Here is a 17,839-nt window from a genome sequence, read left to right as displayed (position 1 = left end):
CTGACGACAGGACCTATCCGCCCGCGCCGCACAGGGGGATCACGGCGGTGCGGCCCTGCAGGGGGTCCCCGGGGGCCGACGGGCCCACGGCGGCCCAGCAGGCCGCCGCCGTCGGCTCCACGGAGAGGCCGCGGCGGGCCAGGTCCCGCTGCGCCTCCTGCAGCCGGTCGTCCGGGACGGTCAGGACGGTGCCGCCGGACTTGCGGACCGCCGCCAGGATCTGGCGGGCGCGGGGCGGCGCCGGGATCGCGATCCCCTCGGCCAGGGTCGGCCGCTGTTCCACCGGGGCGGCTTCCTCGGCGCCCGCCGCGAAGGCCTGCGCCAGCGGGGACACCGCCTCCGCCTGGACCGCGATCAGGGCCGGCGGCCTGACCCCCCGCCGGGCCAGTTCCTCCACGGCCAGGGCGGCCCCGAGCAGCAGCGTGCCGTTGCCCACGGGGACCACCAGGGTCTCCGGGAGCCGGCCGCCCAGCTCCTCCCACACCTCGTACACGTACGTCTTGGTCCCGTGCAGGAAGTACGGGTTGAACACGTGGCTCGCGTAGAAGACCCCGGGCGCGTCCGCCGCCGCCCGGGCTGCCTCCGAGGCGGCCTCGCGGCCACCGGGGACCACCCGGACATCCGCGCCGTGCGACCGCATCCGGGCCGTCTTCTTCTCCGACGTGCCCTCGGGTACGAAGATTTCGCAGGCCAGTCCGGCCCGCGCGCAGTACGCGGCCACCGCCGTCCCGGCGTTGCCGCTGCTGTCCGCCACGACCCGCTGCGGTGCGAGCCGCCGGGCGAGCTCCACGAGCATCACCGCGCCCCGGTCCTTGAAGGACCGCGTGGGCATCAGGAAGTCGAGTTTGGCGTGGATCCGCTCCGCCAGCGGGACCAGCGGAGTGTGCCCCTCGGCCAGCGATACGGAGAACGCCCCGGGCAGCGGCAGCACGGTCCCGTACCGCCACAGCGAGTTCGGTCCCGCGGCCGGTTCCAGTACCGCGGCCGGGTCCGGCGTGAAATCGAGGTCCCAGGGCCCGCCGCAGACCGGGCACGCCCACGGCGCGGTCCGGACGTCCGCGCGGGTGCCGTCCTCGGAACAGAGGTAGCCGGGGAGTGCGTGCGTCATGTGTGGAACACCTTTGCTCGGTCATGGCCGGTGTACGGCACGGATGTTACGCGTCGGTGATCGCCACCGGGGCCGGCGTCACGCACCACGGCGCAGGAGCCGCGGGCGCCGGCCGGGCCGTGTGCGACGGCGGGGGCGACCGACCTGCCGGGCGCCCCGGCTGCGTACTATTTCGCGCATTCGTTCGCGCCTTCCGCGGCGCGCCCCGCGATGCCGCCCTGCGATGGAGTCCGCCCCCGTGAGCACCCCGCAAAGTCCTCCTCCCGGACCGGGCCACTCCTGGCCCCCGCCGCCCCCGCAGCAGGGCTGGGGCTGGGGTCCGCCGCCCGGTTACGGACAGCAGCCGCCGGCGCTCAACGGCTTCGCACTCTCGTCGCTGCTGTCCGGGCTGCTGTGCCTGCCGCCGCTCGGCATAGCCTTCGGCATCGCGGCCCTCGTGCAGATCGCGAAGCGGGGGGACCGGGGCAAGGCCCTGGCGATCGTGGGCCTGGTGGTGTCCGTGCTGATGACCGGCGCGCTGGCGTTCACCGCCGAGCGGGTCCTGAGCGCCGCCGACGACCGCTTCGAGTCGCTGAGCGAGTACTACGACGTCGAGGGCGAGCTCACGGACCTCGGCGACCTGCGGGCGGGCGACTGCTTCAACGTTCCCGGCGGGGACCTGATCGACGACCGGCCCGTGACGTACCGGATCGACTGTGCGCGGGTGCACCACGGTGAGGTCACCGCCTCCAAGGCGCCGGAGGTGCCGGACGCTCCCGAGTCGCGCGAGGCCGACCGCGCGTCCGAGGACGCGTGCTGGAAGGCCCAGGACGAGTACGCGATGGACACGTGGGCGCTGCCCGAGTACGCGGAGATGTTCTACTACGCCCCCTCGCGCCGGTCCTGGCGCGAGGGGGACCGGACGCTGCTCTGCGTGATCGGTACCACCGAAGAGGAGTGGCGGGGCAGTCTGCGCAAGGACGCCGGAATGCTGAAGCCCGAGCAGTCGGCCTTCCTGCGGGCCGCCAACGCCGCCGAGTTCGTCATGAGCCGGCCTCCCGAGGACGACGTGGAGGACGAGCTGCCCGCGTACCAGGCGTGGGCGCGCGAGGTGCACGCGGTGCTGGGCGCCGAGGCGAAGCTCCTCCAGGGGGACGCGGCCCGGGCGGGGCTGGAGAAGGCCGTTCCGGCGCAGCTGAAGGAGATCGAGGCGGCGCGTGTGCAGTGGCAGCGCGCCTCGCAGGCCAGGACGCCGGAGGAGTTCGACAAGCAGTGGGACCGGGCGATGGCCGCGATGTCCATGGAGACGGAGCAGACGCTGCGCGGTGCGTACGGGCTTTCGACGGTGATTCCGCAGTGGCTGCGGGACAGCCAGGAGGACCTGGAGGACCGGGACGGCGGGGGGCCTTCGGCCGAGTCGGTGTGACGCCGGTCAGGTAACGCAGGGTAACGAGTTTGGGTGACCTGGCTTCATCACTTCGAGTGAAACTCTGGCCCTTGCTTGCGGTCTTCAACCGTCGGTTGCCAGGGTGTAGCTGTCTGTCAACCTGATGGGAGTGGCCAGTGACTTTCGGTGAGCAGCCGGCCTACCTGCGCGTGGCCGGGGATCTGCGACGGAAGATCGTCGACGGTTCTCTGCCCCCGCACGCCCGGCTCCCCTCTCAGGCACGCATCCGCGAGGAGTACGGGGTCTCCGACACCGTGGCCCTGGAGGCGCGCAAGGTCCTCATGGCGGAGGGACTGGTCGAGGGCCGGTCCGGATCCGGCACGTACGTACGGGAACAGCCGGTCCCGCGGCGGGTCGCCCGCGCCGGCTATCGCACGGGCGGTGCCTCGACGCCGTTCCGGCAGGAGCAGGCCGATGCCGCCGCGCGCGGCACGTGGGAGTCGGGCAGTGAGCAGACGGGCGCGCCCGCGGAGATCGCGGAGCGGCTCGGCATCGATCCGGGCGAGCGCGTGATGCGGACGCGGTACGTCTTCCGCGACGCGGGGGAGGCGATGATGCTGTCGACCTCCTGGGAACCGCTGGCCGTGACCGGCCGGACCCCGGTGATGCTGCCGGAGGAAGGGCCGCTGGGCGGCTCCGGGGTGGTCGACCGCATGGCCGCGATCGACGTCGTCGTGGACAACGTGGTCGAGGAGGTCGGCGCACGGCCCGGTCTGGCGGAGGAGAACATGCTCCTCGGCGGGGTGCCGGGGCACGTGGTGCTGGTGATCGGCCGCACCTACTACGCCTCCGGCCGCGCCGTGGAGACGGCCGACGTGGTGGTCCCGGCGGACCGCTACCGCCTGGCGTACCACCTCCCGGTGAGATAGCGGCTCCCGTCGCAGTGTGAACCCCCGGGCGCCGCCCGGGGGTTCACGCGCGCCCGGCGCGACGCCCGCGACCCGGCGGGTTTCGGCGCGATGGCGGACGCCTGCGCCGTCCCGGCCCCGGGCGTCCCCGGACCGTTCGGTCCGCATGCCGGGACCCGCTCCCCGCGCACCGCGGCCGGGATCGCGCCGGCGGCCCCGCCGCTTCCTCCGCGCCACCTGCGCGGATGCCCGCCGTACGGCGGCGCTGCGGCCCCGCCCCGGCCGCCGGTGCGCCCCGTTCGGACCGGCGCGCACGGCCCGCTCGTACGCATGGCCGGATGCGTACGCCTGTGAGGTACCTCTTCGTGAAAAACCGTATCCGCTCCGTAAAGGTCGGGCGTAAGCTCGGGCATATGCGCAATGCGGTTTCCCGGACAGATACGTCGGCGGAGGGTGAAACGCAATGAACGACAGCGGTGCGCTGCTTCCGTGGCTGGTCATACGCGAGGACGACAACGGCAACCGCTACCGGGTGGGTCGGTACGCCACCCGGGCCGAGGCCCAGAAGGTCGCCGACAGCCTCGAGGACCGAGGACACAAGCAGCTCTACTGGGTCGAGCGGATCGGTCAGACCGCCACGATGAACTGAGCGTCGCAGCGCCCCGCGACGCTGGCATAGGCTCCGCCCATGACGGTACGAGTGGTCGTGGGCGGAGCCCTTTGTCATGAGGGGCGCCTGCTGGCCGCCCGCCGCAGCGCACCGCCCGAGCTCGCCGGACGCTGGGAGCTGCCGGGCGGGAAGGCCGAACCGGGTGAGTCCGTCCCCGACGCGCTGGTGCGCGAACTGCGCGAGGAGCTCGGCGTGGAGGCGGAGCCGCTGGAGCGGATCCCGGGGGAGTGGCCCCTGCGGCCCGGGCTCGTCCTGCACGTGTGGACCGCCCGGCTGCTCTCCGGGGTGCCCGCCCCGCTGGAGGACCACGACGAGCTGCGCTGGCTCGGGCCGGAGGAGCTGGAGTCGGTGGACTGGCTGGACCAGGACCGCCCCGCGGTCGCCGAGGCGGGGCGCCGGCTGCGCCGGGACGGTGACGGGGGCGCGTGACGCTCGCGGTCTAGGCCGACTGCGCCACAGTGCGCCGGTGGGCGGGGATCGAGTGGTACGACGCCCCAAATATCGGGTATGTCGCTATTAATCCCTATCTCGTCCCCCTTTCGTCCCCGACGAACCGGACTGGGGTCGCTGCTGGCCCGGGAAGTGATCGGCGTGATCGACACAGACGGTGAGTGCGCCGAGTGGGCCTTCCCCGCCGAGCCCGGTGCCGTCCGCACGGCCCGCCACGCCGTCCGCGGCACCTTGCACGACTGGGGCCTGGAGGCCGTCGGCGATGTGACCGTCCTGCTGGTCAGCGAGCTCGTCACCAATTCCCTGCGGTACGCCTCCGGCCCCATCGGAGTCCGCCTGGAACGGCGCAATCCAGCCGTCGGCGGCCCCGCGGGCGGCCCCGCGCTTCTCGTGGAGGTTTCCGATCCGCTTCCGGATCCGCCCCGCGAACGGGTCGCGAACCACGACGACGAGGGGGGCCGTGGCCTGCACCTGGTCGCCGTCTCCTCGCAGCGCTGGGGGACCCGGCACGGGAAATCGGGCAAGACAGTGTGGTTCGAATTGGCTATTCCTGGTGAGTAACAAGGTGAACGGTGGCGTGTGACCTTCCGGAAACACCCCGCGGCGGCAGCCGGGGGGAGGGGCTCGGGGGAGATCGCGTGACATGGCTCGAAATCATCGAGACCGTGCTGTGATCGTGAACGCCGTGCCGTCCGGGGCCGTGGTGCTGAATACTTCGGTCATGGCCGGTCCGGTTGCGGTGAGCTGGAGGGGACGGTCGCGTGAGCGAGATACCTGCGCAGGCACATCAGACCGACGTGCCGCGAGAGACATGGCACGACGCCCTGTGGCACAGCAGTCCGCCTGGCTCGATATATGACTACATAAAGGTCGCTTCCTTCTCGATCGGGCCCGACGGGTTCATCGACCAATGGAGCCTGCGCGCCGAGGAACTCTTCGGCCTGAGCGCCTCCCAGGCCGTGGGACGCGACCCGGTCGACGCCTTCATGCCGCCCGAGCTGCGTCCCGACGCGCACCGCAAGGTCGCCGAGATCCTCGACGGCAAGGAATGGACGGGCCTGATCCCCTTCCGGATCCCGGGCGGGAACGGCGCGCACGGCGTGGCCGAGATCTATGTGATGCCCACCCAGACCGAGACCGCCGAGCGGGCCGCGCTGTGTGTCGTCGTCGACGTACGCGCGCTGCGCCGGATCGAATCCGACCTCGCGGCGTCACAGGCGATATTCGGCCAATCTCCCTTCGGGTTCCTGCTCTTCGGCACGGACCTCACCGTCCAGCGGGCCAACCGCCGGTTCGCCACCGTCTTCGGGGGTGCCGCCGAGGAGCACCGCGGCCGGACGGTGCACGACTACCTGCCGGCGCACGAGGCCGACCGGATGACCGAAGCCCTGCGCCGGGTGCTGGACACCGGGGACTCGGTCACCGATCTGCGGATCACCGGCGCCACCCCCCGCAGCCGGGAGAACCGCCACTGGTCCATCAACCTCTACCGCGTCCACGGCGGCAGCGGCCGCCCCATCGGCGTCGCCGGGATCGGCACCGACGTCACCCGCCGCCACCTCGCCGCCCGCGAGGCCGCCGGGGTCCGGCGCAATCTGGCCCTCCTCAACGAGGCCGGGCACCGCATCGGGAACTCCCTCGACCTGGAGACCACCGCCCGCGAACTCCTCGACGTCACCGTCCCCGGCTTCTGCGACCTGGCCGCCGTCGACCTCTACCAGGGCCTGCTGCTCGGCGACGACGACCGGCCCGCCCGGCCGCAGGGCCCGGGCGTGCCCAGCCTGCCCGGCCAGGGCCCCGCGCGGACGCCCTCGGCCGCCCTGCGCCGGGTGGCCTTCGCCTCCGCCGTCTCGGACGCCCCGCTGTCGGGTCCCGGCGCACCGGTCTCCGTCGGCGACATCCACCGCTACCCGGCCGCGTCGCCGGGCGCGCTGGCCCTGCGTACGGCGCGGCCGCGGCTGATCGAGGGCGGCGGACCGGAGGACCTCGTACAGTCCACGCTGGTCGTGCCGTTGGTCGCCCACGACACGGTCGTCGGGCTCGCGCAGTTCTCCCGCACCAAGGGCAGCGAGCCCTTCGGCGAACGGGACCGGGCGGTGGCCGTGGAACTGGCCGCACGGGCCGCCGTGTGCATCGACAACGCCCGCCTTTACCGGCGCGAGCACGAGCGGGCGCTGATCCTGCAGCGCAGCCTGCTGCCCCCCGGCGACCCGGAGGCGGCCGGCCTCGACATCGCCTGCCGGTACCTGCCCGGCAACGCGGCCACCGAGGTCGGCGGCGACTGGTTCGACGTCATCGAGCTCCCCGGGCACCGCACCGCGCTGGTCGTCGGCGACGTCATGGGCCGCGGCCTGCGGGCCGCCGTCGCCATGGGAGAACTGCGCACCGCCGTACGGACCCTCGCGCTGCTGGACCTCGAACCGGCGGAGGTGCTGACCGCGCTCGACGAGATCGCCCGCGGCCTCGGCGCCCCCGGCGGCTCCCAGCAGGCCTCCCGGGCGGCCCTGCACTCGCGGGACGCGGACCGCTCCGAGGTGTACCTGGCCACCTGCGTGTACGCGGTCTACGACCCGGTGACGCGGCGCTGCACGATCGCCAACGCGGGCCACATGCCGCCCGTGCTGGTCGAACCCCCGGACGAGGCCGGCGTCCCGCGGCCCGCACTGCTCCTGGAGGTGCCGCCCGGGATGCCGCTGGGCGTGGGCGGCGAACCCTTCGAGGAGGTCGAGGTCGACCTGCCGGAGGGCGCACTGCTGACCCTCTACACGGACGGGCTCGTGGAATCCCGCGACCATCCCCTGGAGGAGGGGCTGCGCGGACTGCGCGCGGCCCTCGCGGATCCGGTCCGGCCGCTGGAGGACGTCTGCGACCACGTGCTGAACACCCTCGACACCCGGCACGGCGAGGACGACATCGCCCTGCTCATGGCACGGGTGCAGGGCCTGCCGCTGGACGCGGTCGGCGACTGGCAACTGCCGCGCGAGGCCCGCTCGGTGGGCCGCGCCCGCGAACTGGCCCGGGCCAAGCTCCCGGCCTGGGGCCTGGAGGGCCTGCTGGACACGACCGAACTGCTGGTCAGCGAACTGGTCACCAACGCCCTGCGCTACGGGGAGGGCGAGATCCGGCTGCGCCTGCTGCTGGACCGCACGCTGGTCTGCGAGGTCTGGGACGCGAACCTGGTCCAGCCCCGCCGGCGCCGCGCCCGCGACACCGACGAGGGCGGCCGCGGCCTCCAGCTGGTCGGCCTGCTGTCGGCGGGCTGGGGCACGCGCCGCACCCACCGGGGCAAGACGGTCTGGTTCGAACTCCCGCTGCCCGGCGCGGCATCGGAGGCCGTCACCGAACTGTCGGCGGAACAGCTGCTGAGCATGTACGGCTGAGCACCTCCCGCCCGCCGGGGCAAGGGCCGACAGCACGTGGCGGCCGCCTCCCCGGTCGGGCGGGGCGGCTGTCACCGACGCCGGTCGTGGAGCGGCCGGCGGGAATCCCGGCCCCGGCTCAGGCGGCCTTGCCGGATTTGAGGGCTGCCAGGCGGGCCTCGATCTCCGAGGTCTTGCCGAGGTCGTCCAGGGCTTCGAACTGGGCGTCCAGGGAGGACGCGGCCAGCTCCCGCTTGCCGAGCGCCATCGCCTCCTCCCGGCGCACCTTCTCCTCGAAGCGGTGCAGGTCGCTCGTCGGGTCCATCACGTCGATGTTCTTCACCGCGTCCATCATCGTGTTCTGCGCCTCGGCCGTCTTCGCCCGGGCCACCAGCTCGTCGCGCTTCGCCTGGAGCTCCGTCAGCTTGTTCCGCATCGAGTCCAGGCCCGACTTGAGCTTGTCGACGACCTCCGTCTGGGCGGCGATCGTCGGCTCCGCCACCGTCGCCTCCTTCTCGGACCGGATCTGCCGGCCCAGCGCCACCTTCGCGAGGTTGTCGAACCTGTCGGCGTCCGCCGCCGCCCCCGCCGCCCGCAGCTCGTCGGCCTTCCGGCTCGCCGCCAGGGCCTTGCCGCCCCACTCGGCGGCCGTCTCCACGTCCTCCTTGTGGTCCGCCTCCAGCATCCGCAGATTGCCGATCGTCGTCGCGACCGCCTGTTCCGCCTCCGAGATGTTGTTCGTGTAGTCGCGGATCAGCTGGTCCAGCATCTTCTGCGGATCCTCCGCCTGGTCCAGCAGCGCGTTGATGTTGGCCTTGGCGAGCTGGGTGACGCGGCCGAGGACGGTCTGCTTGCTCATCGTTGTCTCTCCTGGTCAGGGCCGATGTGTGTGCCGGTCAGAAGCGGCCGCCGCCGCCCATGCGGCCGCGGGTTCCGCCGCCGCCGAAGGAGCCGGGGCCGCTGCCGCCCCCGCCGCCCCCGAAACCGCCGCCGCCCCCGCCCCCGCCGCCGAAGCCCCCGAAACCGCCCCCGCCGCCCCGCAGGATCTCGCCGAGGATGATCCCGCCCAGGACGGCGCCTCCCTGGCCGCCCGACCGCCGGCCCGCGTACGGGTCCTGGTACGCCCGCACGTCCTGCTCCGCCAGCTGCTGCGCCTGCCGCGCCAGCGCGTCCGCCTGCTGGGCCTCGGCCAGCGCCCCCGCCGGGTCGGCAGCCGCCAGGGACACCGCCCGTTCCAGGTGCCGGTCCGCCTCCGCCAGCCGGGTGCGGGCCTGGCTGCCCACCGCGCCCCGGGTGGTGGTGATGTAGTCCGTCGCCGCGCCGATCGAGCTGCGCGCCGCCAGCATGGCCTGGTCGAGCAGGTCCGCCGCCCGCTGCCGCCCCGACTCCCGTTCCCGCGCCCCGGCCAGCGCCTCGTCGAGGGCCGCGTCGGCCTCCTCGATCCGGCGCAGGGCGTCGATCGGGTCGTACCGGCTGGCCGCCTCCTCCCGCCGTACGTCGGCCAGTACGGCCTCCGCGCGGCCGATCCGCCCGCGCAGGTCCGCCGTCGAGGTGCCCTCGGTGGTGCCGGTGAGCAGTCCGCGGGCGTCCGCGAGGTCGGTGTCCGTCTCGGTCAGCGCACCCGGCAGCTTCCCGGCCGCCTCCGCGAGTTCCTGCGCCCGCCGCTCGACCGCGTCCACCAGGGTTGCCGCCTGGTCCACCGCGCCCTCGGCGGCCCGTACGTGCACGGCCGCCGTGCCCTTCCCGCCCGCGTCGAGGGCGGCGTGCGCCAGGCCCAGGTTGGTCGCCGCGAACAGCAGCCGGTCCTTGGCCTGTTCGGCGTTGGAGGCGACGGGCGCCGACGCCGAATCCGCGTACCGCCGGGCCAGCGCGGTCAGCGTCGCCTCGGCGGTGGCCGCGCGCCCGGTCAGGTCCAGGTAGCCCTGCTCCACCGAGGCCAGGGCCTGCGGGGCGTTCTTCTCCAGGTCCCGCAGCCGGTCGAAGTCCTCCGACTCGGCGTCCAGCCGCCGGTTCGCCTCGGTGCACCGGGCGACGATCTCGTCCAGCATCCGGCGCCGGGTCGCGTCGTCCTCCGGGTAGGCGTCGTCGAGCTGCTGGCGCAGCCGGAAGGCGTGCGTGAGCTCGTCCTTGGCGTACACCACGGCCGCGACGAAGGGGCGGGCCGCCTCCTCGCCGAACTGGGCCGAGGCGAAACCGAGTTCCTCGGTGCTGGTGCGGACCGCGTCGTCGGTCTCCACCAGCAGGGTCTTCACCCTGGCGTCCAGCTCCGGCAGCGGGAGCCGGTCCGGCGCCCCCTCGGGCCAGCCCGGCCCGGTCGTCGTACCGCGCCCGCCCCCGGCGGCGTCCCTGCGCTTGCGGCGGGTGTACGTGTACGCCGCGAGCGCCCCGGCCGCGCCGACGGCGACCACCGGGAGCACGAAGTCCCCGGCCCCGCTCTCGCCGCTCCCCGTGCCGCCGGGATCCGCCGGGCCGGGGGTGATGGTGGGCACGGGGACCGGCTGACCACCGAGGACGGCGTTGTAGCCGTTGGCCGCACCGATGGCGGCGCCCGCCCAGTCGTTCTGCTTCAGGGCGGGCTCGATGGCGGTCTGCGCGACGGTGGCCAGCTGCTGCTCGGTGAAACCGGAGTCGACGTCCGCCGAATAGGCGTACTGGCGGGCCCCGGTCGCCACGGCCAGCAGGACGTCGTTCTGGCCGAGGCCGTTGCGCTGCGCGGTGGCGTCGGCCCAGCTCTGGGCGGAGCGCCCGGAGAAGTCCTGTACGTAGGCGACGAAGAGCTGGATCTTCCGGTCGGCGTACAGCTTGTCGAGCGCGGCGGTGACGGCGCCCTGCCGGTCGCCCAGGGCCCCCACCCGGTCGGTGATCTGCCCCTGCTGGGACAGGGTGACGGGATCCTCGGCCCACGCGGGCGCCGCCCCGGCCGCGCCCCAGCCGCCGACCGCGAGCAGCCCGGCCGCCAGGGCGAGCCCGGCCCGTACGAACGTCCTGCGGCGCGGCCTGCTTCTCGGCGGAATCACAATTGGGAGGGTATGGGGGGTTTCGCGGCCTCGCATTCGGAGTCATCGGCGCGGCAGCGTCATCGACGCCGCCGCCCGCTCCCACAACGGCACGAGCGCCGTGGGAGCGGGCGGCGGGGCCGCCGGGACTACCGGGAGTCGGCGGACCGGCGCCCGATCTTGTTCCCCAGCCACACCAGCGGGTCGTACTTGCGGTCCACCGCCCGCTCCTTCAGCGGGATCAGCGCGTTGTCGGTGATCTTGATGCCCTCCGGGCAGACCTCCGTACAGCACTTGGTGATGTTGCAGTAGCCGAGCCCGTGCTCCTCCTGCGCGGTGCGTTTGCGGTCCAGGCCCGCCTCCGCCGCCGCGTCCAGCGGGTGCATGTCCAGCTCCGCCACCCGCATCAGGAAGCGCGGGCCGGCGAAGGCGCCCTTGTTCTCCTCGTGGTCACGCACCACATGACAGGTGTCCTGGCACAGGAAGCACTCGATGCACTTCCTGAACTCCTGCGAGCGCTCCACGTCGATCTGCTGCATCCGGTACGCACCCGGGGCCACCCCCTCCGGCGGCACGAAGGCCGGGACCTCCCGCGCCTTGGCGTAGTTGAAGGACACGTCCGTCACCAGGTCCCGGACGACGGGGAAGGCGCGCAACGGGGTGACCGTGATCGTCTCGGACCGCTCGAAGGTCGACATGCGCGTCATGCACATCAGCCGCGGCCGGCCGTTGACCTCCGCACTGCACGAGCCGCATTTGCCCGCCTTGCAGTTCCAGCGCACCGCCAGGTCGGAGGCCTGGGTGGCCTGGAGCCGGTGGACGATGTCCAGGACCACCTCCCCGTCGTGCACCTCGACGGTGAAGTCCCGCAGTTCCCCGCCCTCCGCGTCGCCCCGCCAGATCCGGAAGCTCGCGTCGTACGTACTCATTGGTAGAGCTCCTCTTCGGCGAGGTACTTGACCAGCTCTTCCTTCTCGAAGAGCGCGAGCAGGTCGGGACGGATGGGCTCGGTGCGGGTCCGTTCGAGGGCGATCCGGTCGGCGGCCGGGTCCGCCGGCGCCGGGTCCACCGGCCGGCACAGCAGGTTCACCGGACGCCAGCCGCGCTCCATCGACGGGCAGTCCTCGCGGGTGTGCCCGCCCCGGCTCTCGGTGCGCTCCAGGGCCGCGCGGGCCACGCACTCGCTGACCAGCAGCATGTTCCGCAGGTCCAGGGCGAGGTGCCAGCCGGGGTTGAACTGCCGGTGTCCCTCGACGCCGGCCCGGTTGGCCCGTACGCGCAGGGTCGCGAGCTTCTCCAGCGCCTCGGTCATCTCGCCCGCGCGCCGGATGATGCCGACGAGGTCGTTCATGGTCGTCTGCAGTTCCCGGTGGAGCGTGTACGGGTTCTCCGCGCCCTCGGCGGCGTGGAAGGGGGCCAGCGCCTCCGTCGCCGCCGCGTCGATCTCCGACTGGGCGACCGCCGGGCGTCCGGCGGACGTGGCCGACGCGGCGGACGCGGCGTACCGCGCCGCGTGCAGCCCGGCCCGCCGTCCGAAGACCAGCAGGTCGGAGAGGGAGTTGCCGCCGAGCCGGTTCGAGCCGTGCATCCCGCCCGCGACCTCGCCCGCCGCGAACAGCCCCGGCACCCCGACGGTGGCGGCGGACTCCGAGTCGACCGCGATCCCGCCCATCACGTAGTGGCAGGTCGGGCCCACCTCCATCGGCTCCGCCGTGATGTCCACGTCCGCCAGCTCCTTGAACTGGTGGTACATCGACGGGAGCCGCCGCTTGATCCTCTCGGCCGGCATCCGGGTGGACACGTCGAGGAAGACCCCGCCGTGCGGTGAGCCGCGGCCCGCCTTCACCTCGGAGTTGATCGCCCGCGCCACCTCGTCGCGCGGCAGCAGCTCGGGCGGGCGCCGGTTGTGGTCCGGGTCCTCGTACCAGCGGTCGCCCTCCGCCTCCGACTCCGCGTACTTCTCCTTGAAGACGTCGGGGACGTAGTCGAACATGAACCGCTTGCCCTCGGAGTTGCGCAGCACCCCGCCGTCACCGCGCACGGACTCGGTGACGAGGATGCCCTTGACCGACGGCGGCCAGACCATGCCGGTCGGGTGGAACTGCACGAACTCCATGTTGAGCAGGGGCGCGCCCGCGAGCAGGGCCAGCGCGTGGCCGTCGCCCGTGTACTCCCAGGAGTTGGAGGTGGTCTTGAAGGACTTGCCGATCCCGCCCGTGGCGAGGACGACCGCCGGGGCCTCCAGCACGAAGAAGCGGCCGGACTCGCGTTCGTAGCAGAAGGTCCCCGAGACCCGCTGCCTGTCCTTGAGGACCCTGGTGACCGTGCATTCCTGGAAGACCTTGAGCCGGGCCTCGTAGTCCCCGAACTCCTTGAAGTCCTCCTGCTGGAGCTGGACGATCTTCTGCTGGAGCGTGCGGATCAGCTCCAGGCCGGTGCGGTCGCCGACGTGCGCGAGGCGCGGGTACTCGTGCCCGCCGAAGTTGCGCTGGGAGATCTTCCCGTCGGGCGTCCGGTCGAAGAGCGCGCCCCAGGTCTCCAGCTCCCAGACCCGGTCCGGGGCCTCCTTCGCGTGGAGTTCCGCCATCCGCCACTGGTTGAGGAACTTGCCCCCGCGCATGGTGTCGCGGAAGTGCACCTGCCAGTTGTCGCCCTCGTTGACGTTGCCCATGGAGGCGGCGATCCCGCCCTCCGCCATCACCGTATGGGCCTTGCCGAACAGGGACTTGCAGATCACGGCCGTACGGGCGCCGCGCTCGCGGGCCTCGATCGCGGCGCGCAGCCCGGCGCCGCCCGCGCCGACCACGACCACGTCCCACTGCTGCCGTTCCACTTGAGCCATCTCAGAAAATCCTCGGGTCGGTGAAGGCGCCGCTGGCCAGCAGGTACACGTAGAAGTCGCACAGGGCCACGCTGATCAGGGAGGCCCACGCCAGCTGCATGTGGCGGGCGTTGAGCCGGCTGATCCAGCCCCAGAGCCGGTAGCGCACCGGGTGCTTCGAGAAGTGTTTGAGCCGGCCGCCCATGATGTGGCGGCAGGAGTGACAGGACAGGGTGTAGGCCCAGATCAGCGTGATGTTGACCAGGAACAGCAGGGTCCCGAGGCCCATGTGGCCCCAGGCGTAGTGCTCGTCGCGGAAGGTCAGCACCGTGTCGTACGTGAGGATGCCCGCGACCGGGACCGCCGTGTAGAAGAAGTACCGGTGCGCGTTCTGGAGGATCAGCGGGAAACGGGTCTCGCCGGTGTACCTCGTGTGCGGTTCGGCGACGGCGCAGGCGGGCGGTGAGGCCCAGAAGCCCCGGTAGTAGGCCTTGCGGTAGTAGTAGCAGGTCAGCCGGAAGCCGAGCGGGAAGATCAGGATCAGCAGGGCGGGGGAGAGGACCCACCAGCTGCCGAAGATCTCCCAGTTGGGCCCGCCCTTCATCGGGACGCAGTTCTCCGCGAGACACGGGGAGTAGAAGGGGGAGACGTACGGGGCCGCGTAGTAGTCGGCGTTCGCGAAGGCCCGCCAGGTCGAGTAGACGATGAAGGCGAAGAGCCCGGCCGCGGTGCCGGCGGGGGCCAGCCACCACCGGTCGGTCCGCAGGTGCCGGGCCGTGATCGCGGCCCGTGAGGCGTCGTGGACGCCGCCGGGCCGCTGCTGGGGTCGTTCCGTGCCTGTGGCCAAAGAAGACTCCGGGAGGAGTGATGAGGGGTGCCCCGGCCGGTCCGGCCGCGGACGGCCGGACCGGACGGGGCGTGGGTGGATGCGTGTCCGTGACGGGCTGCCTCAGGGGGCGTGGCGGTCGCGGGCGCCCAGGCCCTCGTCGTCGGAGTCCGTCCACAGGGAGCTGTCGTACGGGGTGTCCGGGACCGTCACCATCCGGGACGGGTCCGGACCCGCCGCCGTCGTCGACGGCTTCTGCCGGGCGGCCCGCTGTTCCAGCCGCTCGACCTTGCGCGTCAGCTCGTCCAGGTTGCGCCGTACGGCACTCAGATCGTCTTGCAGGGACATGATTTGCCCTCACTTCCGCCAGGTGCGGTGGCAACGCTCATGTGCGCCTGCGAGTGTCGCGCTTCCCGTCCCCCGTTGTGAAGGGACGTGCAGCGATTGCGGGCGCGCAGGCGCGAACCGTGCGCCCCTCCCTGCCCCCCATTGTCATCCCTCTCCCGGGGGAACGCCTCCTGTCGCGCAAGGGGGATTGGTCCGCACGGGTGGGGTTCGCGGCGTGGCGAGAGGCGGCTGCGAGGGGTGCGGCGGACCGTCTATTTCAGTGGGTTCCGGCAACCGGTGTGATCAGCTCCATATACCGCCGAACGTGATCATGCTTCCCCCACGCCCCGCCCCGGAGGTACCACCCATGTCCCAGAGAAGGCGCAGGTCCTTGGCGCTCCTGACCTCGGGAGTCCTCGCACTGCCGCTGCTCACGGGCTGCGGCGCGGGTGACGACGAGGGCGGTCAGGCCGCCGCAGGACAGGACATCGCCACGACCACCCGTGACAAGGTCGCGGACGGGGGTGTGGTGCGCTGGGCGGTGGACACGCTCCCGGGCACCCTCAACACCTTCCAGGCCGACGCGGACGCCACCACCAACAGGATCGCCGGCGCCGTCCTGCCCCAGCTCTTCGTGCTGGACGCCAAGGGGCGGCCGGTGGCCAACCCGGACTACCTGGAGAAGGCCGAGGTCATCGAGCGGGAGCCGAAGCAGGTCGTCCAGTACAAGCTGAACCAGAAGGCGGTGTGGAGCGACGGGCGCGAGATCGGCGCCGCCGACTTCGTGGCGCAGTGGCGGGCCCTGAACGGCAAGGACTCGGCGTACTGGACGGCGCGCAACGCCGGCTACGAGCGGATCGAGAAGATCGAGAAGGGCAAGACCGATCTGGAGGTCAGGGTCACCTTCAACAAGCCGTACGCCGACTGGCGCTCCCTCTTCACCCCGCTCTACCCCAAGCAGGTCACCGGTACGCCGGACGCCTTCAACGAGGGTGCCCGGGGCGCGCTGAAGATCACCGCCGGACCCTTCGGGCTGGGCGCGATCGACAAGAAGACCGGTACCGCCGCCCTGACCCGCAACGCGCGCTGGTGGGGCCGTCCGGCCAAGCTGGACACGCTCGTCCTGACGGCGGTCCCGCGGGCCGAGCGCCCGGCGGCGCTGGCCGCCGGAAAGATCGATCTGGCGGAGATCGACCGGGCCGGGGCCGACCGGATCGCACTGGCCCGCCGGGACGCGGCCGCCAAGAACGGCCCGGGCGCGGGCGGCGCCCCGGCCCACGGCCCGGGGGCCGCGCTGACGCCGGCGCAGGCCACGCTCTCGTGGGCGACCGCCTTCGGGGCGGACGAGGAGAAGGCGGCGGCGGAGACGGAGAGCCGCCAGAAGCACCTCGCCTCGGTCAAGCGGTACGCGGACGAGCAGGCGGCGCTGAAGGCCTTCACCGTACGGAAGTCCCTGGAGCCGGCCTACACCCAGCTCGCGATCAACGGGGCCTCCGGCCCGCTGGCGGACGAGCGGGTGCGCCGGGCGGTGGCCCGGGCGCTGGACCGCAAGGCGCTGGCCGAGGTCGTGCTCAAGCCGCTGGGCCTGCCCGCGAAGCCGGTCGGCAGCCACCTGGCCCTGGCCGGGCAGCGGGCGTACGCCGACAACAGCGACGCGCTCGGCGGCCAGGACACGCAAGCGGCCCAGGCCCTGTTCGCGGACGCGGGCTGGCGCAAGGGCGGCAAGATCACCGAGCCCGTGGGCGCCAAGGCGGGCCCGGAGAGCGCGCCGCAGGACGACTCGAAGACCCCGTCGGGCCCGGGCACCGGAAACGACGGGCTCTACATCGTGGGCCAGGACGACGGGGCCAACGGCGAGCCGCGGTCGGCGGCCGCCGACCGCCCGGAGGACGGCACGGTCCCGGCGGGGGCCCAGGACGGGCCGTCCCCGGTGCTGGCCCCGGCTCCCTTCGGGGCCGAGCAGCGGGCGTCCCTGCTCGCCCAGGCGGCCCAGGTCGCCCGGGCCGCCCGGGCGGAGGCCGCCGACGACGGCAAGGGGGTCCCGGCCCGCGAAGGCGACGCGGCCGACCCCGCGAAGGCCTCCCCGGCCCCGGCCCCCGCCAAGCAGCCCGTCCGCACCTCCGGAAACATGCTCGCCAAGGACGGCAAGGCGCTCAGCCTGCGCTTCGTCCTCCCGGCGGGGCCCGGCTCGGAGTCCCTGCGCACGGTCGGCGAGCGGATCGCGGGGATGCTCCGCAAGGTCGGCGTGAACACCGAGACGATCAAGGTGGCCGACGACAGCTTCTTCAAGGACCACATCGCCTCCGGCCAGTACGACCTGGCCCTGTACTCCTGGCCCGCGACGGCCTACCCGGCCACCGACGCCCGGCCCATCTTCGCGAAGCCGGAGCCGGCCGCGGACGGCTCGCTCCTCGTCGAACAGAACTACACACGGGTCGGCACCGACCACATCGACCAGTTGTTCGATCAGGCGGTCGGCGAGCTGAACGAGGAGCAGTCCCGTGAGCTGATGCGCAAGGCGGACGCCCGGATCTGGGCCGCGGCGGGCTCCATCCCGCTCTTCCAGCGCCCCGAGCTGGTGGCGGTCAAGCCGGGTCTCGCCAACGCCGGCGCCTTCGGTCTCGGCGCCCCCCGCTACCAGGACATCGGCTGGAGGAAGGCGCCGACCGCGAAGGAGAAGAAGAAGTAGCGGGGGAGAAGAAGTGGTGACAAAGCGGTGCCTGTCTGGTTGACCGCAGGGTCGCAAGCTCAGATGTGACTCAAGTCCCTTGCCCGCCGGATCACCCGGCGGGCAAGGTCGTGCATACCCGTTGACCCGCGTGAATACCGGCCGGAACGGCGGTCGGGGCACCCCACGCAACCCTCGGCCGCACTCATGCATCCGGCCTCTTGACAGACCCCCGGCAGGCGGTTCCCGCCACTCGACGTACCATGGGGTAAGGCCGTGGCAGGTTTTCGCCCGGCCGAGGCGCGCGTGCCGGACCGTACGCGACGCCATCCACGATCCC

General features: G+C 72.9%; 14 protein-coding genes. 7 read left to right on the top strand and 7 right to left on the bottom strand.

What is annotated here, in order from left to right:
• Positions 1-13: 13 nt before the first annotated feature.
• On the bottom strand, positions 14-1,108 hold the full coding sequence (locus ACFY04_RS11440; protein ID WP_389115800.1) for a threonine synthase: 1,095 nt from the start codon (positions 1,106-1,108) through the stop codon (positions 14-16).
• Between the two features lie 238 nt (positions 1,109-1,346).
• Here ACFY04_RS11440 and ACFY04_RS11435 point away from each other — a divergent pair, with 238 nt between their 5' ends.
• From ACFY04_RS11435 to ACFY04_RS11410, 6 genes are all read left to right on the top strand, one after another.
• The gene (locus ACFY04_RS11435) at positions 1,347-2,513 is read left to right on the top strand and encodes a DUF4190 domain-containing protein (protein ID WP_389115798.1); all 1,167 of its coding nucleotides are present in this window, start codon (positions 1,347-1,349) and stop codon (positions 2,511-2,513) included.
• 137 nt (positions 2,514-2,650) lie between these two features.
• Positions 2,651-3,403, top strand: coding sequence for a GntR family transcriptional regulator (locus ACFY04_RS11430; RefSeq protein ID WP_389115795.1), 753 nt, complete (start codon positions 2,651-2,653; stop codon positions 3,401-3,403).
• A 442-nt stretch (positions 3,404-3,845) separates the two neighbouring features.
• Positions 3,846-4,031: an SPOR domain-containing protein gene (locus ACFY04_RS11425; protein WP_030012541.1), complete on the top strand. Its 186-nt coding sequence runs from the start codon at positions 3,846-3,848 to the stop codon at positions 4,029-4,031.
• Between the two features lie 39 nt (positions 4,032-4,070).
• Complete coding sequence (locus tag ACFY04_RS11420; protein ID WP_314243635.1) at positions 4,071-4,481, top strand: (deoxy)nucleoside triphosphate pyrophosphohydrolase; 411 nt, start codon at positions 4,071-4,073, stop codon at positions 4,479-4,481.
• Positions 4,482-4,634: 153 nt separating this feature from the next.
• On the top strand, positions 4,635-5,063 hold the full coding sequence (locus ACFY04_RS11415; protein ID WP_389115794.1) for an ATP-binding protein: 429 nt from the start codon (positions 4,635-4,637) through the stop codon (positions 5,061-5,063).
• Between the two features lie 200 nt (positions 5,064-5,263).
• On the top strand, positions 5,264-7,882 hold the full coding sequence (locus tag ACFY04_RS11410; protein WP_389115792.1) for a SpoIIE family protein phosphatase: 2,619 nt from the start codon (positions 5,264-5,266) through the stop codon (positions 7,880-7,882).
• Positions 7,883-8,000: 118 nt separating this feature from the next.
• Here the strand turns inward: ACFY04_RS11410 and ACFY04_RS11405 are convergent, their stop codons facing one another.
• The 6 genes from ACFY04_RS11405 to ACFY04_RS11380 all read right to left on the bottom strand — a co-directional run bounded on the left by ACFY04_RS11405 (position 8,001) and on the right by ACFY04_RS11380 (position 14,852).
• Positions 8,001-8,720 (bottom strand): PspA/IM30 family protein, encoded by a 720-nt coding sequence (locus tag ACFY04_RS11405; protein ID WP_389115790.1) that lies wholly within the window; start codon positions 8,718-8,720, stop codon positions 8,001-8,003.
• Between the two features lie 37 nt (positions 8,721-8,757).
• On the bottom strand, positions 8,758-10,878 hold the full coding sequence (locus ACFY04_RS11400) for a TPM domain-containing protein (protein WP_389115788.1): 2,121 nt from the start codon (positions 10,876-10,878) through the stop codon (positions 8,758-8,760).
• Between the two features lie 128 nt (positions 10,879-11,006).
• The gene (locus tag ACFY04_RS11395; protein WP_389115786.1) at positions 11,007-11,786 is read right to left on the bottom strand and encodes a succinate dehydrogenase/fumarate reductase iron-sulfur subunit; all 780 of its coding nucleotides are present in this window, start codon (positions 11,784-11,786) and stop codon (positions 11,007-11,009) included.
• On the bottom strand, positions 11,783-13,699 hold the full coding sequence (locus ACFY04_RS11390; RefSeq protein ID WP_389115784.1) for a fumarate reductase/succinate dehydrogenase flavoprotein subunit: 1,917 nt from the start codon (positions 13,697-13,699) through the stop codon (positions 11,783-11,785). The genes ACFY04_RS11395 and ACFY04_RS11390 overlap by 4 nt, the downstream gene beginning before the upstream one ends.
• Position 13,700: 1 nt before the next feature.
• Positions 13,701-14,525 (bottom strand): hypothetical protein, encoded by an 825-nt coding sequence (locus ACFY04_RS11385; protein ID WP_389115783.1) that lies wholly within the window; start codon positions 14,523-14,525, stop codon positions 13,701-13,703.
• 102 nt (positions 14,526-14,627) lie between these two features.
• Positions 14,628-14,852, bottom strand: coding sequence for a hypothetical protein (locus tag ACFY04_RS11380; protein ID WP_389115781.1), 225 nt, complete (start codon positions 14,850-14,852; stop codon positions 14,628-14,630).
• A gap of 346 nt (positions 14,853-15,198) precedes the next feature.
• Between ACFY04_RS11380 and ACFY04_RS11375 the strand changes: the two genes are divergently transcribed.
• On the top strand, positions 15,199-17,520 hold the full coding sequence (locus tag ACFY04_RS11375; RefSeq protein ID WP_389115779.1) for an ABC transporter family substrate-binding protein: 2,322 nt from the start codon (positions 15,199-15,201) through the stop codon (positions 17,518-17,520).
• Positions 17,521-17,839 lie beyond the last annotated feature (319 nt).

It is taken from the genome of Streptomyces sp. NPDC001549 (assembly GCF_042894025.1).
Lineage (GTDB): Bacteria > Actinomycetota > Actinomycetes > Streptomycetales > Streptomycetaceae > Streptomyces > Streptomyces kutzneri.
Note: the sequence above shows the minus strand (reverse complement) of the source record. Positions and strands in the feature narration are given on the sequence as shown.

Coding starts and splice junctions, on each gene's coding strand:
- ACFY04_RS11440 (WP_389115800.1), bottom strand. CDS start 1,108: ATGACGCACGCACTCCCCGGCTACCTCTGTTCCGAGGACGGCACCCGC.
- ACFY04_RS11425 (WP_030012541.1), top strand. CDS start 3,846: ATGAACGACAGCGGTGCGCTGCTTCCGTGGCTGGTCATACGCGAGGAC.
- ACFY04_RS11420 (WP_314243635.1), top strand. CDS start 4,071: ATGACGGTACGAGTGGTCGTGGGCGGAGCCCTTTGTCATGAGGGGCGC.
- ACFY04_RS11405 (WP_389115790.1), bottom strand. CDS start 8,720: ATGAGCAAGCAGACCGTCCTCGGCCGCGTCACCCAGCTCGCCAAGGCC.
- ACFY04_RS11395 (WP_389115786.1), bottom strand. CDS start 11,786: ATGAGTACGTACGACGCGAGCTTCCGGATCTGGCGGGGCGACGCGGAG.
- ACFY04_RS11390 (WP_389115784.1), bottom strand. CDS start 13,699: ATGGCTCAAGTGGAACGGCAGCAGTGGGACGTGGTCGTGGTCGGCGCG.
- ACFY04_RS11380 (WP_389115781.1), bottom strand. CDS start 14,852: ATGTCCCTGCAAGACGATCTGAGTGCCGTACGGCGCAACCTGGACGAG.
- ACFY04_RS11375 (WP_389115779.1), top strand. CDS start 15,199: ATGTCCCAGAGAAGGCGCAGGTCCTTGGCGCTCCTGACCTCGGGAGTC.